At 69.1% G+C, this 16,151-nt stretch carries 12 protein-coding genes; 10 read left to right on the top strand and 2 right to left on the bottom strand.

Annotated features, from left to right (window positions below; translation table 11 throughout):
- Window positions 1–10: 10 nt before the first annotated feature.
- Complete coding sequence (locus BJY22_RS18025; protein WP_167208267.1) at window positions 11–604, bottom strand: winged helix-turn-helix domain-containing protein; 594 nt, start codon at window positions 602–604, stop codon at window positions 11–13.
- Between the two features lie 312 nt (window positions 605–916).
- On the opposite strand from BJY22_RS18025, the gene BJY22_RS42460 reads away from it, so the two are divergent.
- A complete protein-coding gene (locus BJY22_RS42460; protein WP_337758762.1) occupies window positions 917–5,281 on the top strand; it encodes a S8 family serine peptidase in 4,365 nt (1,454 codons plus the stop codon).
- A gap of 171 nt (window positions 5,282–5,452) precedes the next feature.
- Window positions 5,453–6,415, top strand: a complete 963-nt coding sequence (locus BJY22_RS18015) for a type IV toxin-antitoxin system AbiEi family antitoxin domain-containing protein (protein WP_167208264.1) — start codon at window positions 5,453–5,455, stop codon at window positions 6,413–6,415.
- A gap of 33 nt (window positions 6,416–6,448) precedes the next feature.
- Here BJY22_RS18015 and BJY22_RS18010 read toward each other — a convergent pair whose 3' ends face one another.
- The gene (locus tag BJY22_RS18010) at window positions 6,449–6,988 is read right to left on the bottom strand and encodes a winged helix-turn-helix domain-containing protein (protein ID WP_167208262.1); all 540 of its coding nucleotides are present in this window, start codon (window positions 6,986–6,988) and stop codon (window positions 6,449–6,451) included.
- Window positions 6,989–7,225: 237 nt separating this feature from the next.
- On the opposite strand from BJY22_RS18010, the gene arfA reads away from it, so the two are divergent.
- The 8 genes from arfA (at window position 7,226) to glgB (ending at window position 16,148) form a co-directional block, all read left to right on the top strand.
- Window positions 7,226–8,326 (top strand): channel-forming protein ArfA/OmpATb, encoded by a 1,101-nt coding sequence (gene arfA, locus BJY22_RS18005; protein WP_337758761.1) that lies wholly within the window; start codon window positions 7,226–7,228, stop codon window positions 8,324–8,326.
- Between the two features lie 732 nt (window positions 8,327–9,058).
- Window positions 9,059–9,364, top strand: a complete 306-nt coding sequence (locus BJY22_RS18000) for a sunset domain-containing protein (protein WP_167208260.1) — start codon at window positions 9,059–9,061, stop codon at window positions 9,362–9,364.
- Between the two features lie 136 nt (window positions 9,365–9,500).
- Complete coding sequence (locus BJY22_RS17995; protein WP_167208258.1) at window positions 9,501–9,713, top strand: type II toxin-antitoxin system HicB family antitoxin; 213 nt, start codon at window positions 9,501–9,503, stop codon at window positions 9,711–9,713.
- Window positions 9,713–10,087, top strand: coding sequence for a type II toxin-antitoxin system HicA family toxin (locus BJY22_RS17990; protein WP_167208256.1), 375 nt, complete (start codon window positions 9,713–9,715; stop codon window positions 10,085–10,087). Before BJY22_RS17995 ends, BJY22_RS17990 begins: the two co-directional genes overlap by 1 nt.
- 134 nt (window positions 10,088–10,221) lie before the next feature.
- Window positions 10,222–10,419 (top strand): hypothetical protein, encoded by a 198-nt coding sequence (locus BJY22_RS17985; RefSeq protein ID WP_167208254.1) that lies wholly within the window; start codon window positions 10,222–10,224, stop codon window positions 10,417–10,419.
- Window positions 10,420–10,770: 351 nt separating this feature from the next.
- Window positions 10,771–12,492, top strand: coding sequence for a maltose alpha-D-glucosyltransferase (gene treS / locus BJY22_RS17980; protein ID WP_167208252.1), 1,722 nt, complete (start codon window positions 10,771–10,773; stop codon window positions 12,490–12,492).
- The gene (locus tag BJY22_RS17975) at window positions 12,493–13,905 is read left to right on the top strand and encodes a maltokinase N-terminal cap-like domain-containing protein (RefSeq protein ID WP_167208250.1); all 1,413 of its coding nucleotides are present in this window, start codon (window positions 12,493–12,495) and stop codon (window positions 13,903–13,905) included. It abuts the gene before it with no gap.
- Window positions 13,906–13,919: 14 nt separating this feature from the next.
- Window positions 13,920–16,148, top strand: a complete 2,229-nt coding sequence (gene glgB / locus BJY22_RS17970) for a 1,4-alpha-glucan branching protein GlgB (RefSeq protein ID WP_167208248.1) — start codon at window positions 13,920–13,922, stop codon at window positions 16,146–16,148.
- Window positions 16,149–16,151: the final 3 nt, after the last annotated feature.

Genomic DNA, 16,151 nt, shown 5'->3' with positions numbered 1-16,151 from the left:
TCCGGCGACGTTACCCCGCGCGCAGATCGGTGATCGTCGGGCGCTGGTGATCGGTGAGCCGGAACCCGATGCCGCGGACGGCGTCGATGGTGACCGTCGTCCCGAGGTCGTCGAGCTTGCGGCGCAGGCGCTTCACGACCGAGTGCACGTCGCCGGTGCCGCGGACGTTCCGGTCCCGCCACACGGTCTGGTGCAGGGCGTCGTACGACCAGACCCGCAGCGGCGTGGACATCAGGCGGCCGAGCAGCTCCTGCTCGAGCTCGGTCAGCTGGATCTCGCCGCCGTGCCAGCGGGCGACCGAGCGGTCCCGGTCGATGGTGAGTACGTCGGCGTCCGGGTCGTCGCCGGTCGCGCGGACGGCGGTGGCCTCGACCGCGTCCGGGTCCGGCGGCTGCTTTTCGGACCCGGCCGGCGGTGGCGGCTGGACGGGCACCAGGAGCTTGCGCAGTTCGTCGAGGCTGGAGACCAGCAGCAGCGGCGCCACGTCGTCGACGAGTTCGGCGAGCCGGACGCGCTGTTCGGCCGAGGCGGCGATCGCGATCAGCAGCGGGAAGGTCTCTGTGAGATCGGCGTCCGTAGGGGCGGGTTCACGGGCGGTGACCATCTAGTCACGATGTCAACCGTTGCCCGCGATCGTCAACGAACTGCCAAGGTTTGCCTAGCTTGCCTCGATCGGCGCGACAGCTAGTCACAAGTTGCTCACGAAGTGTGCTTGTTACCACGTTGTTCTGACACATAAGGTCCACGTCAGGCTGGCGGTGTCACATGCCGCAGCCTGGGGGGCACGCGCTGTGAGCCCTCCTGCAGCAGATGACTCGGGGGAGTCGACTCGGGGTCTTTCAAGTGAGGGGCTGCAGAGATGTCACATCAACCACGAAGGGGACTCGCCAGATCTCTGGTGGGTGCCCTGGCGACGGTGGCCGTGCTGGCCACCGGACTGGCCTCGGTAGGCCAGGCCCAGGCAGTGCCGGATTCTGGACCGCCCACCAAGCCGGAAGCCACACCGGCCTCCAAGATCAAGCCGGACCTGATGGCGAAGCTGGAGGGCAAGGACGCCAAGCCCGCGACGGACTACTGGGTCCGGTTCGCGGCCAAGGCCGACCTGACCGCCGCCGGCCGGATCACCAACTGGAACGAGCGCGGTACGGCGGTCGCCGCCGCGCTGAAGAAGGCCGCCGCGGACAGCCAGGCGAAGATCCGCGCCGAACTGGACGCGCAGCACGTGCAGTACCAGTCGTTCTGGGGCACGAACGCGATCCGCATCGAGAGCGGCTCGCTCGACCTGGCCAAGAACCTGGCCGCGCACACCGAGGTCGAGGGTCTGTACGCCCCGGCCCAGGTCGAGGTGCCGAAGGTCACCCCCGGCCAGTCCGAGATGGCGGTCCAGGCCGTCGAGTGGGGTATCGCGAACATCAAGGCGAACCAGGTCTGGTCGCAGTACGGCGACAAGGGCGAGGGCATCGTCATCGCGAACATCGACACCGGTGTGCAGTACGACCACCCGGCGCTGGTGAACCAGTACCGCGGCAACAACGGTGACGGCACCTTCAACCACAACTACAACTGGTTCGACGCGGCCGGCACCTCGCCGGCCGCCCCGTCCGACGGCAACGGCCACGGCACCCACACGATGGGCACCATGGTCGGCGACGACGGCGCGGGCAACCAGATCGGCGTCGCCCCGGGCGTGAAGTGGATCGCCGCGAACGGCTGCTGCCCGAGCGACGCCGCGCTGATCGAGTCAGGCCAGTGGATGCTGGAGCCGACCGACCTGCAGGGCCAGAACCCGGACGCGAGCAAGCGGCCGAACATCATCAACAACTCGTGGGGCTCCACGCTGCCGTCGAACGACCCGTTCATGGAGGACATCACCCTGGCCTGGACCGCGTCCGGGATCTTCGGTGCGTTCGCCAACGGCAACAGCGGTGAACTGGGCTGCAACAGCAGTGGCTCGCCGGGCAGCCTGACGAGCAACTACTCGGCCGGTGCCTACGACATCAACAACAACATCGCGAGCTTCTCCGGTCGCGGTGCGGGTCAGGGCGGCACCATCAAGCCGAACATCTCGGCCCCCGGTGTCAACGTCCGGTCCAGCCTGCCGGGCAGCACCTACGGCGCGTTCAACGGTACGTCGATGGCAACGCCGCACCTGGCGGCCGCCATCGCCCTGCTGTGGTCGGCCTCGCCGTCCCTCAAGGGTGACGTCGCCGCCACGCGCGCGCTGCTGAACACCACCGCGATCGACACGCCGAACAGCCAGTGCGGCGGCACCGACGCGAACAACAACGTCTTCGGCCAGGGCCGCCTGGACGCGCTGGCGCTGGTGAGCGCCGCGCCGATCGGCGACACCGGCACGCTGACCGGCACCGTCACCGCCGCCACCGGTGGTGCCGCCCTCGCCGGCGCGAGCGTGACGGTCCAGCGTGAGGGTCAGCCCGACAAGACGCTGACCACCAGCAGCAACGGTACGTTCTCGTCGGTGCTGACGGCCGGCGACTACACCCTGACGGTCGCGTCCTTCGGGTACAAGACCCAGACCGCCACCGCCACGATCACCACCGGCCAGACCACCACCAAGAGCTTCGCCCTGGAGAGCACTCCGCAGGTGAGCGTCGGTGGCACTGTCACGGACGGCTCCGGCCACGGCTGGCCGCTGTACGCGAAGGTGTCGGTCGAGGGCCCGGGTGGCGTGTTCGACTACACGACCCCGAGCAACGGCCGGTACAGCCTGAAGGTCCCGTCGGGTGCGGCGTACTCGCTCAAGGTCGAGACGACGTACGCCGGGTACCAGACCGTCAGCGAGCCGATCACGGTCGGCAGCGGCAACCTGACGAAGAACATCGCGGTCCCGGTCAGCGCCACCGCCTGCACCACCGCGCCCGGCTACAAGTGGGGCTCGGACGGCGTCTACGAGACCTTCGACGCCAAGGCCGCCCCGAACGGCTGGACCGTGGTCGACAACAAGGGCAACGGGCAGGTCTGGAAGTTCGACAACCCCGGCAACCGCGGCAACCTGGCCGGCGGCAGCGGCAACTTCGCGATCATCGACAGCGACAAGTACGGCGGCGGCGGTTCGCAGGACACGTCGCTGGTCAGCCCGGTCGTGGACCTGACCTCGGTCACCGCTCCGGTGATCCGGTTCAACCAGGACCTCAACTACCTGGGCGGGGAGAAGGCCGACGTCGACCTGTCGATCGACGGCGGCGCCACCTGGAGCAACGTGCTCACCCAGTCGGCCGACGTCCGCGGAGTCAAGGAGATCGCGATCCCGCAGGCGGCCGGTCAGGCGGCGGTCCAGGTACGGTTCCACTACTACAACGCGTCGTACGAATGGTGGTGGCAGGTCGACAACGTGCTCGTCGGCAGCCAGGTCACCTGTGAGCCGACCGGCGGTGGCATCGTCGTCGGCAACGTCAAGGACGCCAACACCAACGGGTTCGTGAACGGCGCGGTCGTCACCCGTGACGGCAGCAGCGAGTCCGCGACGACGGCGGCGACCCCTGAGGACACCGCTCTGAACGACGGCTTCTACTGGCTGTACTCGTCGGCCGACGGCGACCAGGGCTTCACCGCCAAGGCCGGCAACTACGTCAGCACGACCGCGACCGTCCCGGTCGAGGCCGACTGGGCCACCACCGCCGACTACAGCCTGAAGGCCGGTCAGCTGGCCGTCACACCGGGCGCCGTCAGCGGCAACCTGAAGCTGCCGACCGGGAAGGTGACGAAGTCGTTCACGGTCACCAACACCGGCGGCGCGGACGTCGAGGTGAAGTTCGGGGAGAAGGACAACGGTTTCGTCCTGCAGAACGCGAACGGCACCAAGACCACCAAGGAGCAGGTGGAGAACGGGCCGGGCGCCCCGCTGCAGCGGCTCGCCGTGGACACCTCGTTCGCCCGGATGCTGTCGGGCAAGACAGGCTCCTCGCCGGCCGCCGCGAAGCCGATGGCGGCTCCGTGGACCGATATCGCCGACTACCCGGCGACCGTGATGGACAACCGCGTGGTCAACCTCGACGGCAAGCTCTACTCGATTGCCGGTGGCAACGGTAGTGCGTCGACGGCGAACAGCTACGTGTACGACCCGGCGTCGCTCGCCTGGACCGCGATCGCCCCGCTGCCGGGCGCCCGCAACGCGATCACCGTCGGGGTGATCGACGGCAAGATCATCGCCAGCTCCGGCTGGGGACCGTCCGGCCCGGCGCCGGAGACCTGGTCGTACGACCCGGCCGCCAACGCCTGGACCGCACTGGCCGCCAACCCGGCCCCGCGGGCCGCCGCCGGTCAGGCCGTGCTCGACGGCAAGCTGTACGCCGTCGGCGGGTGCACCACCTCCGGCTGTACTCCGATGAGCAACTCGGTGGTCCGGTACGACCCGGCCGCCAACGCGTGGGAGACGCTGGCGAACTACCCGAAGTCGGTCGCGTTCGCGTCCTGCGGCGCCATCGACGGCCTGCTGTACTGCGCCGGCGGCAACGACGGCGCGACGTCGCAGAAGTCGGCGTACGTCTACGACCCGGGTGCGGACTCGTGGACCGCGATCGCCGACGCTCCGGCCGACCACTGGGCGGCGTCGTACGCCGTCGCCGGCGGGAAGCTGCTGATCGTCGGCGGTGTCCAGGCGGGCGCGGTGACCAACGCCGGCTTCGCCTACGACCCGTCGGCCCAGGCCTGGTCGGCACTGCCGAACGCCAACCTGCCGCGGTACCGCGGTGGTGCGGCGTGTGGCTTCTACAAGGTCGGCGGCTCGTCCGGCGGCTTCACGGCGACCGTGGACAGTGAGGCCCTGCCGGGTCTCGAGGACTGCTCCGAGTCGTCGGCCGACGTCAGCTGGATGTCGATCGACAAGACCGAGGCCACCCTGGCCCCGGGACAGTCGACGACTGTCAAGGTCACGCTCACCGCGAGCGTCGACCAGCCCGGCACCTACAGCGGCGGCGTCACGATCCGCGAGAACACCCCCTACTCGGTCGCACCGGTCGGCGTGACGATGACCGTCACCCCGCCCACGACCTGGAGCAAGCTGCAGGGCACGGTCACGGGCGTCAGCTCGTCCGGCGCCTCCGCCGCCCTCCCGGGCGCGATCGTGCAGGTGGACTCGTGGGCGCAGTCCTACACCTTCATCACCGACAAGGACGGCGGCTACGCCTACTGGCTCGACCGTCGCAACAACCCGCTCACCCTGATCGCCGCGAAGGACGGCTACAGGCCCCAGACCCGCACCACCCGTCTCCTGGCCGGTGAACCCGTCACCGAGGACTTCGCCCTGAAGTCGATCAGATAGCCAGGTAGTACAGAACTCGGCCCCCGGACCACGCTGGTCCGGGGGCCGAGCCCGTTTCCGGTGGGGAATCGGCCGCACCTGGAACGACCAGGAGGATTCCCCACTCCCGGTTTTGCACAGGTTGGGAGTTGGCGGCGTACGGCGGGGTGGGGGTGGTGCATCTTCTTGGGGGTGGAACGGGAATTCGACGAGATCCTGCATCGGCAACGGGGAGCGTTCAGCCGGGCGCAGGCGAACACGTCAGGGATATCGGACCGCTCGCTCGCGGCGCGGCGCCGTACGGGGCGGATCCAGCGGCTCTATCGCGGGGCGTACGTACATTTCTCCGGCCCGGTGCCCTGGGAGACGCGGGTGTGGGCGGCCTGGCTCGCGTACGGTCCGGAGGCCGCGTTGGCCGGGGAGACTGCGCTTCGGCAGTACGGGATCGAGCGCAGCCAGACAGATGTGATCCGGCTGGAGATACCGCACCGGCGCAAGGTGCGTGGGGAGCCTGGTGTTGTCATCACGCGGACGCGGGACTTCGCGTACCGCGTGCTCGGATCGCGGGAGCTGCCGACGGTCCGACTCGAGACGGCTGTTCTGACGGTTGCGAGTCGACGGGCGCGGGCGGATGCTGCGGCGTCGCTGGTGCTCGACGTTTGCCGTCAGCGCCGTACGACGCCACAACGACTGCTGACCGAGTTGGCCCGGACGCAGCAACTCCCCCGCCACCGCTTCCTCGTCCATGTACTGCGTGACGCTGCCGACGGAGTCGAGTCTTTCCTGGAGCTCTTCTACCTCCGCAAGGTCGAACGTGCGCATGGGCTCCCGTCCGCGAGACGACAGGTGCGCGTGGCCGGCGGGTACGGAGTTTCGTATCGCGACACCGTGTACGACTACGACCTGATCGTCGAGCTGGACGGTCGTGTTGGACACGAGGACACCAGCTCCCGCTGGCGCGACATGACCAGGGACAACGTGGCGCTGATGAGCGAGCAGGCCACGCTCCGGTTCGGTTACCAGATCGTGGAGGACCCGTGTGGTGCTGCAATCCAGGTCGCCACCGTCCTCCGCCACCGCGGCTGGCCCGGTTTCCCCATCCCCTGCGGACCAGGGTGCCTGATCGGGGTGGGGAATCCTGCGAACCTCAGATGACCAGTCAGGTTCCCCACCTGCGCGGATTGGGGGTCAGGCGGTCGGGAGGAGGTGGAAGCCGACGCCTCGGACCGCGTGGATGGTGACGGTGGCGCCGAGGTTGGCCAGTTTCTGGCGGAGGCGTTTGACGACCGAGTGGATGTGCGACCCGTGGCCGAGGTGTTCGTTGCCCCAGACGGCGTGGTGCAGACGCTGGTACGTCCAGACCCGGCCGGGTTCGGCTACCAGGCAGTGCAGGAAGTCGTGTTCGAGCCGGGTCAACGGCATCTCGCGGTCCTTCCAGCGGACCACGCGGCGGTCGACGTCCAGCCGCAGCTCGGTCGACGGCTCCGGCGGCGGTACGTCGCGGACCGCCTTGATCTGGGCGGATCGCTCCGCCGCCGCCACCACGGTCGGCGCCGAGAACGCCGTACCGGGGGTGACGCCGGTGAGCTCCAGGAACGCGCGCGCCTGATCGGCGTTCGCCACCAGCAGCAGCGCGTCGGCCTCGCCCAGCAGACGGGCGAGCTGTACTCGTTCGGCCGTGGACGCGGCCACGCCGATGATCAACGACGAATCGGACGGCCTCTCCATCGACAACACAGCAAGCCCCTCCCCCAGTCGAACCGGCCCGCTCACAAGTACGGTTCACGCCACGAAATAAGTCAAGGGATTCCTTGCGCGCCGGGCTGGCACAAATGCGTCCTGTCGGAAACAGGACAGGAAACCCGCGGAAACACCGCGCCGCTCCCCCGGCTGGTGTGCGATCGGACTGCGAGGCGGAGTAGTCTCCTGGCGCACGGTCACTCTGACCGCATCCACGGAGGAACAGTGCCCGGTCTCGTCCGACGGCCGCTCGTCATCTGGTTGCTCGCGGCCCTCGCAGTCCCTGTATTGCTGACCGCTGTGCTGATTCCCGCCCGGGCCGGCACCACCGAGGACGACCTCCGCGAGCGCACCGAGTCCGCGCTGAAGGCGCGCGGCATCGAGACCAGCCACGTCGACTTCGACGGCCGGGACGCGCGCGTCGCCGTACCGGCGGGGGTGGATGCGGGCCGCGTCCGGGAGGTCGTCGCAGGCGTCGACGGGGTGCGGTCGGTCTCGGTCGAGAACAGCCAGGCCTCCGGCAGTACGCCGACACCCACCACGGCACCCACCACGGGAACGGCCGAGGAGTCCGGCGTACCGGCGTTCGAGGTCGGGCGCACGAATCGCGCGATCCGGGTGCAGGCGCCGGTGAAGAGCCAGGCGGTCAAGGACGCCGTCACCGCCGAGGTGGAGCAGTTGCTCGGCGAGGACCGTGAGTACGACGACCGCACGACGATCGACCCGGCCAACGGGCTCGCCGACGCGACGACGCTGTCCGCGCTGCTGCGGGCGCTCGCGATCGGGACCGGCGACGCCTCGGTGCGGTACGACGGGACCACCGTGACACTGTCCGGTCAGGTCCCGGACCAGGCGACCAAGGCGACCGTCGGCCGGGCCGCGGCGAGGGCCGTCCCCGGCGCGGTGATCGCCGACGAACTGGAGCTTCCGGCGGCCGCGAAGACCGCGGTGAGCGAGCCGTGCCGGACGTTCCAGAGCCGGCTGGGCGCGTTCACCCGGCAGCACCCGATCATCTTCCTGTCCGGTACCTCGATCGTGAACGACGCGTCGAAGCCGTCCGTGGTCAAGGCGGCCGCGTTGCTGAAGTCGTGTACGACGGCCCGCGTCGAGGTGGCCGGTCATACGGACAACCTCGGCTCGCCCGCGACCAGCCTGCCGCTGTCCGAGCGCCGGGCCGCCGCGGTGAAGGACCAACTGGTCCGGCTCGGGGTGGCGCCCGACCGCATCATCGCGAACGGGTACGGCGAGTCCTTCCCGATCGCCTCGAACGACACCGGCGCCGGCCGGATCGCCAACCGTCGCGTCGAACTCCGGCCCCGTCAGTAGCCGGCCCGTACGGCGAGGGCGAGGTTGAAGTGCGGTGGCGGTGGTGGACGGAGTAATGTCGCCGCACGGTCACGTGCCGCGTTCGGCGTGGTGTCGTGGCCGTCGAGATGCGTGGTCCATAGCTTCCGTAGGGGATTGCATGAGTTGGCTGATCGCACAGGTCTGGATCTTGCTGCTGGTCGCGTTCGTCCTCGGCAGCGCGGCCGCTTGGCTGCTGCACCGGCTCCGGCCAACGAGGGGCGTCCGCTGATGAGCTGGCTGCTACGCGACAACTGGCTCGGCTCCCTCCTCGCCTTCGTCCTGGGCGCAGCCATCACCTGGCGCCTCCTGGACCACCGCCGCCCCGCCACCCACCCCGCGGACCCCGGAGCCGACGAGCAACCCCTCGCCGGCACAACCGCCACCAGAGCAGCCCAGTCGCCCCCGGCAACCTCCACCCCACCGCCAACTCCGGCAACCTCCGACGGCCCGAAGACTCCGGCAGCAACTCCCCCGCCGACGGCTCCAACCCCGTCCGCCCGAAGCACTCCCGCCGCAACACCCGAGCCCGCTGTCCCAACCGAGCCGACGTCCACTCACCCGCCGGCCGCTCCGCCACCGTCCGCCCGACGCACTCCCGCCGCCCGCTCCACCCCAGCACCCGAGCCCGCGGCCCCAACCGAGCCGACGTCCCCTCCTGCGGCCGAGGCGGCTCCTGCCTCGGATGCGGGGCGGGTTGAGTTCTCGCAGTTGATGGATGTGGAGCCGACGCTGTTCGACCACATGCAGCCGGCGACGGAGAGCGGGCCGGAGGCGAATCCCGCCGTACCACCCGGCCGGTACGGCGAAGGCTCGGCCGACGCGGTGCCGCACCAGGGCCCGCCCGACGGGTTCACGATCAAGGGCAACGCGCAGTCGATGCTGTTCCACACCCCGGACTCGCCGTACTACGGCCGTACGAAACCCGAGGTCTGGTTCCGCACCGAGGCCGACGCCGAACGCGCCGGCTTCACCAAGTACACCCGCCGTCCCCGCAAGTCCGCGAACCCCCGCGGCTGACACGCTCGGCGACGTCGAGCCGCGACCGCCGGTTCCGCCCACCGGCTGTCGGTTACACCACGCGACCGAACCGGGAATTCTGACCCCGGACCAGACCTACGATCGCGAGTAGTCAACAGACATCAGGAGGCGGAAGTTGCAACGCGAGATCACAGTTCCCTTCGTCATCGAGCAGGACGAGAACGGCGCCTGGTGCGCCTCGGCTGCGTTGAACCCGGACTCCTTCGCCAACGGTGAGGGCGCGACGCGGGAAGCGGCGATCGAGGACCTGAAGGAAGCCATCGCCGCGCTCGCCGATGTGGTCGGCGTGCCCGAGCAGGTGACGGTCACGGTCGAGGTCGACGGCTGATGGCGGGACCGAAGAGGCGCAAAGAGGCTGAGAGCGAACTGAAGGGCCAGGGCTTCAAGAAGATCCCGGGCCGGGGCAAGGGCAGCCACGAGGTGTGGCAGGACGACTCGGGCAAGACCGTCACCGTTCCGAACCACGGTAAAGAGATCGCGGCCGGCACCTGGCGCAGCATCGCGAAGGCAGCCGGAATCAGGAAGTCCCGGCCGCTGCGGACGCCGGACGTCGAGAGCGTCCAGCGGCTGGCGAACGACGGGGTCGCGCGACCCGGTACGTCCGCGGGCCCGGCCGCCGCTCCGCAGGCCCGGCCGGCCACGCAGCCCGGCCAGCAGGCCGTCAAGCGAACCGGCAGGGCGTCCACTCTCGGCGGCGACTGAGTTCGGGACCGATCACGGTCGAGCGAACCGCCGGGCGGCGTACCTTTGCACGAGAAGGTACGCCGCCCGGCGCACGTAGTACACGGAGTACGGGTGGTGCAGCGACCTGGCCGGTCCGGTGGAAGGAGAACGCGGTGGGACCCGACGAGTCGGAGCCGTTGGAGCCGGATCAGGTGTTCACGGCCGAGGAACTGCTGCAGAAGAAGGACCCGCGGATCGGGGTCGCGGACGCCACGGGGGCCGTGAAACGACGACCCCGGTTGTGGCGTGGTGGCAGGTGGATCCGGCGCGACCAGGGCACCGAGCGGCAGAACGAAGGACTCCGCCGCTGAGCGACCCGAGCGGTCGCGAACGCGGTGCCCGCGGGCAGTGCGAGCCGCGGTGCGAGTCGTCATCGAATCGCAGTGTGGGCTGAGCGCGAGCCCTATTTGCTTGTACTGGCAAAGGGCCGCCAGACTGTGCGGAACGCCTTGCGGGACCGTTCGGCCGATGGCGTCACCACATCACCGCGGATCACCGGAGTCTCCGGGGATCACCGGCCCCACGCACTGCCCCCTCCTTTTGAGTACGCCGTAACGGGGTACACGGGTGCAGTGCCTGAACCGGGCGGTCCACACACCGGCGCCACGTCGTGGCGCCGGGCTGTAGTCAAGCTGTAGTACCGCTAGGTTTGGAGACACCCGATGGAGGTGAGCGTGACCGACATGCTGCCGGAGCAGCACCACGGACTGACGAAGAGTGACCCGCTGTGGTTCAAGCGGGCCGTCTTCTACGAGGTCCTCGTGCGGTCCTTCAAGGACTCGAACGCCGACGGCATCGGCGACCTGCAGGGCCTGACCGAGAAGCTCGACTATCTCGAGTGGCTCGGTGTCGACTGTCTCTGGTTACCCCCGTTCTACCCGTCGCCGTTGCGCGACGGCGGGTACGACATCTCCGACTACACCGGTGTGATGCCCGAGGTCGGCACGATCGCCGACTTCGCCGCGTTCATGGAGGCCGCGCACGCCCGCGGGATCCGGATCATCGTCGACTTCGTGATGAACCACACCTCCGACCAGCACCCCTGGTTCCAGGCGTCGCGGGAGGACCCGGAGGGCCCGTACGGCGACTTCTACGTGTGGTCCGACACCGACGACAAGTACGCCGACGCGCGGATCATCTTCGTCGACACCGAGTCCTCGAACTGGACCTGGGACCCGGTGCGCGGCCAGTACTTCTGGCACCGGTTCTACTCGAACCAGCCGGACCTGAACTTCGAGAACCCGGCCGTCGGCGACGCGATGATCGAGGCGCTGAAGTTCTGGCTCGACCTGGGGGTCGACGGCTTCCGGCTGGACGCGGTGCCGTACCTGTTCGAGACCGACGGCACGAACTGCGAGAACCTGCCGCGCACCCACGAGTTCCTCAAGCGGGTCCGCAAGGAGGTGGACGCGAACTACGAGGACCGCGTCCTGCTCTGCGAGGCGAACCAGTGGCCGGCCGACGTGGTCGAGTACTTCGGCGACCGCGACTCCGGCGGTGACGAGTGCCAGATGGCGTTCCACTTCCCGGTGATGCCGCGCATCTTCATGGGGGTACGGCGCGAGTCGCGCTTCCCGATCTCCGAGATCCTGGCCCAGACGCCGGAGATCCCGGACACCTGCCAGTGGGGCATCTTCCTGCGCAACCACGACGAGCTGACGCTCGAGATGGTCACCGACGAGGACCGCGACTACATGTGGTCGGAGTACGCGCAGGACCCGCGGATGAAGGCCAACATCGGCATCCGCCGCCGGCTGGCGCCGCTGCTGGACAACGACACGAACAAGATGGAGTTGTTCACCGCGCTGCTGCTCAGCCTGCCGGGCTCGCCGATCCTGTACTACGGCGACGAGATCGGCATGGGCGACAACATCTGGCTGGGCGACCGCGACGGCGTCCGGACCCCGATGCAGTGGTCGCCGGACCGCAACGCGTCGTTCTCCACCGCCACCCCGGGGAAGCTGCACCTCCCGGTGATCATGGACCCGGTCTACGGCTTCCAGGCGGTGAACGTCGAGGCCGAGATGGAGAACGCCTCGTCGCTGCTGCACTGGACCCGCCGGATGATCCAGACCCGCAAGCAGCACCCCTGCTTCGGCATGGGCACCTTCACCGACCTCGGTGGATCGAACCCGAGTGTGCTGTCGTACATCCGCGAGTTCGGCGACGACGTGGTGCTGTGCGTGAACAACCTGTCCCGGTTCCCGCAGCCGATCGAACTGGACCTGCGGCACTGGCAGGGCGTCGAGCCGATCGAACTGCTCGGCGGTGTGCACTTCCCGACGATCGGTGAGTTGCCCTACCTTCTGACCCTCGGCGCCCACGGTTTCTACTGGTTCCGGCTGCCGGTGGCGAAGCCGGAAGACCACGAGGAGAGCATTTAAGTGACTTCCCATCTGGACCAGGTCCAGTCCTTCTGCGCGAGCCAGAGGTGGTTCGGCGAGAAGGGACACGACGTCCACGTCGAAGCGATGGCCAGCTCGGTCTGGCTGTCGGACGCGGACGCCTGGCCGGCGGTCCGGATCGGGTTCGTCTATTGTTCGGGCCCGCCTGGGGTGGAGATCCCGATCCGGGTGTACCAGCTCCCGCTCAGCTACCACCGCGCACCGGTCGAGCACCTCGCCCACGCGCTGGTCGGTGAGTGGGTGGAGCCTGATCTCGGCGACACCGAGGTCTGGGTGTACGACGCGCTGCACGACAAGGAAGCGACGCCGTACTGGCTGGCCGGGCTCACGCACGGACGGCAGCTGGACGGGCTGGAGTTCCATCCCGTCCACGCGCCGGAGCGTTCCATCGACGTACCGGAGGACGCGCAGTCGCTCGTCCTCACCGTCGAGCAGAGCAACACGTCGCTGGTGTTCGACGACGTCGCGCTGCTGAAGGTGTTCCGCCGGCTCGAGCCCGGGAGCAATCCCGGGGTCGAGATCGAGTCGGCGCTGACCGAGGCCGGGTCCGAACTGGTCCCGGCGGTGCTGGGCTCGGCGCGCGGTCGGTGGCCGCGCGCGGGCGGCGGCACCGACAGCGGCGAACTGGCGATGATGACGGCGTTCCAGAAGAACGCGACCGACGGCTGGTCGTTCGCGACCTCCTCGGTGCGGGACCTGTACGCCGAGGCGGACCTGCACGCGGAGGAGGTCGGCGGCGACTTCGCCGCCGAGTCGCACCGGCTCGGCGCGAGTACGGCGCAGGTGCACTCCGAGCTGGCCAAGGCGCTCGGCACCGACATCTGGGAGCCGGCCAAGCTGGTCGAGCACGCCGAGGCGATGCGCCGACGGCTCGCCGCCGCGGCGTCCGCGATCCCGGACCTGCAGCCGTACGCCGACGGCCTGATGCGGGCCTTCGACGCGCTGGCGGCGTACGACGAGCCGGTGACGGTGCAGCGGATCCACGGTGACTTCCACCTGGGTCAGGTGCTGCGCACCATCGACGGCTGGAAGCTGATCGACTTCGAGGGCGAGCCGGCCAAGTCGCTGATCGAGCGGCGGGCGCTGGACACGCCGGTGAAGGACATCGCCGGGATGCTGCGCTCGTTCGACTACGCGGCCCGGTCGCTACTGGCCGACCACCAGGGCGACCAGCAGATCGCGTACCGCGCGGCCGAGTGGGCGAGCCGCAACCAGCAGGCCTTCTGCGACGGGTACGCCGAAGTCGCCGGCACCGACCCGCGCAACCAGCGCGTCCTCCTCAACGCCTTCCTCGCCGACAAGGTCATCTACGAGGTCCTCTACGAGGCGCGCAACCGCCCCAGCTGGCTCCCCATCCCCCTGTCCGCAGCAGCCCAACTGGCCGAGCACTAGCAGGAGGTTCTTCGATGGGCGAGCGTGAACCTTTCGAGATGCCGGCGGCGCCGGTGGACGAGGTGCCGGTGTCGGCGGTGCCGGTGGATCGGACTGTGCTCGACCGGCTGGTCGGCGGTACGTATCACGATCCGCATCAGGTGCTCGGGCCGCATCTCGGCGAGCACGGGGTCACGGTACGGGTGCTGCGCCCGTTCGCGAAGAGCGTCACCGTGCTGTACGACGGCCAGCGGCTCGAGCTGCGGCACGAGCACGACGGCGTGTGGGTCGGCGTACTCGACACCGACAAGGTGCCGGACTACCGGCTCGAGGTCACCTACACCGACGGACCGGCGACCGAGGCCGACGACCCGTACCGGTACCTCCCGTCGCTCGGCGAGGTCGACCTGCATCTGATCGGCGAGGGCCGGCACGAGCAGCTGTGGACCGTGCTCGGCGCCCACGTCCGCCGCTACGACGGCCCGGCCGGAGAGGTCACGGGGACGTCGTTCGCGGTCTGGGCCCCCAATGCGCAGGGCATCCGGCTGACCGCCGACTTCAACTTCTGGGACGGCCGCGCGCACCCGATGCGCTCGCTCGGCGGCTCCGGCGTCTGGGAGCTGTTCGTGCCGGGTGTCGGTGCCGGTACGCGGTACAAGTTCGACATCTGCGGCCGCGACGGCGTCTGGCGGCAGAAGGCGGACCCGATGGCCAACTTCGCCGAGACTCCCCCGGCGAACGCGTCCGTCGTGCACGAGTCGACGTACGAGTGGGACGACGACGCCTGGATCCAGCGGCGCGCCGTGTCCGAGGCGTACGCCGAGCCGATGAGCGTGTACGAAGTACATCTCGGCTCGTGGCGGAAGGGGAAGTCGTACCGCGAGCTGGCCGACGAACTCGTTGCCTATGTCAACGAGATGGGCTTCACGCATGTCGAGTTGATGCCGGTGATGGAGCATCCGTTCGGCGGCTCGTGGGGCTACCAGGTGACGTCGTACTTCGCCCCGACGTCGCGGTTCGGCGACCCGGACGACTTCCGGTACCTGGTCGACAACCTGCACCAGGCCGGGATCGGCGTGATCGTCGACTGGGTGCCCGCGCACTTCCCGAAGGACGCCTGGGCGCTGGCCCGGTTCGACGGTACGCCGCTCTACGAGCACCCGGACCCGCGCCGCGGCGAGCAGCCCGACTGGGGCACGCTGGTGTTCGACTTCGGCCGTCCCCAGGTGCGGAACTTTCTGGTCGCGAACGCGATCTACTGGGCCGAGGAGTTCCACATCGACGGCCTGCGGGTGGACGCGGTCGCCTCGATGCTCTACCTGGACTACTCGCGCCAAGAGGGCCAGTGGGTCCCGAACCAGTACGGCGGCCGGGAGAACCTGGAAGCCGTCTCGTTCCTGCAGGAGATGAACGCGACGCTCTACAAGCGCGTCCCGGGCGTGATCACGGTCGCCGAGGAGTCCACGTCCTGGCCGGGTGTCACCCGCGCGACGCATCTCGGCGGGCTCGGGTTCGGCTTCAAGTGGAACATGGGCTGGATGAACGACTCGCTCCGCTACCTGGAGCACGAGCCGGTGCACCGCCAGTACCACCACCACGAGATGACGTTCTCGATGATGTACGCGTACTCCGAGAACTTCGTCCTCCCGCTCTCCCACGACGAGGTCGTACACGGCAAGGGATCGCTGCTGCGCAAGATGCCCGGCGACCGCTGGCAGCAGCTGGCGAACCTGCGCGCCTACCTGGCGATGATGTGGGCGCACCCGGGCAAGCAGCTGCTGTTCATGGGCTGCGAGTTCGGCCAGGAGTCGGAGTGGTCGGAGAAGGGTGAGCTGGACTGGTGGCTGCTGGACCACAGTGACCACCGCGGCCTGCAGCAGCTGGTCCGCGACCTGAATCAGGCGTACAAGGACAACCCGGCGTTCTGGCGCACCGACCACGCGGCGGAGAAGTTCAGCTGGATCGACGCCAACGACGCGGGCAACAACGTCTTCTCGTTCGTCCGGTACGGCGACGAGGGCGAGCCGACCGTGGCGTGCATCACGAACTTCTCCGCGTTGCCGCACCACGGCTACCGTCTCGGCCTGCCGTACGCCGGTCGCTGGGAGGAAGTCGTCAACACCGACGCAGGCGCGTACGGCGGATCCGGTGTCGGCAACTTCGGCGCAGTGGAGGCCGACGGGCCGGAATGGCACGGCATGACGACCAGCGCCGAGCTGTCCGTACCACCCCTGGCGACGGTGTACCTGCGCTTCACCGGGTAGCGT

The organism is Kribbella shirazensis, assembly GCF_011761605.1.
GTDB lineage: Bacteria > Actinomycetota > Actinomycetes > Propionibacteriales > Kribbellaceae > Kribbella > Kribbella shirazensis.
The sequence above is the reverse complement of the archived record's forward strand: the minus strand, read 5'-3'. Positions and strand labels throughout refer to the sequence as shown.

Coding starts and splice junctions, on each gene's coding strand:
- BJY22_RS18000 (WP_167208260.1), top strand. CDS start 9,059: ATGGATGTGGAGCCGACGCTGTTCGACCACATGCAGCCGGCGACGGAG.
- BJY22_RS18025 (WP_167208267.1), bottom strand. CDS start 604: ATGGTCACCGCCCGTGAACCCGCCCCTACGGACGCCGATCTCACAGAG.
- BJY22_RS17990 (WP_167208256.1), top strand. CDS start 9,713: ATGGCGGGACCGAAGAGGCGCAAAGAGGCTGAGAGCGAACTGAAGGGC.
- glgB (WP_167208248.1), top strand. CDS start 13,920: ATGGGCGAGCGTGAACCTTTCGAGATGCCGGCGGCGCCGGTGGACGAG.
- treS (WP_167208252.1), top strand. CDS start 10,771: ATGGAGGTGAGCGTGACCGACATGCTGCCGGAGCAGCACCACGGACTG.
- BJY22_RS18010 (WP_167208262.1), bottom strand. CDS start 6,988: ATGGAGAGGCCGTCCGATTCGTCGTTGATCATCGGCGTGGCCGCGTCC.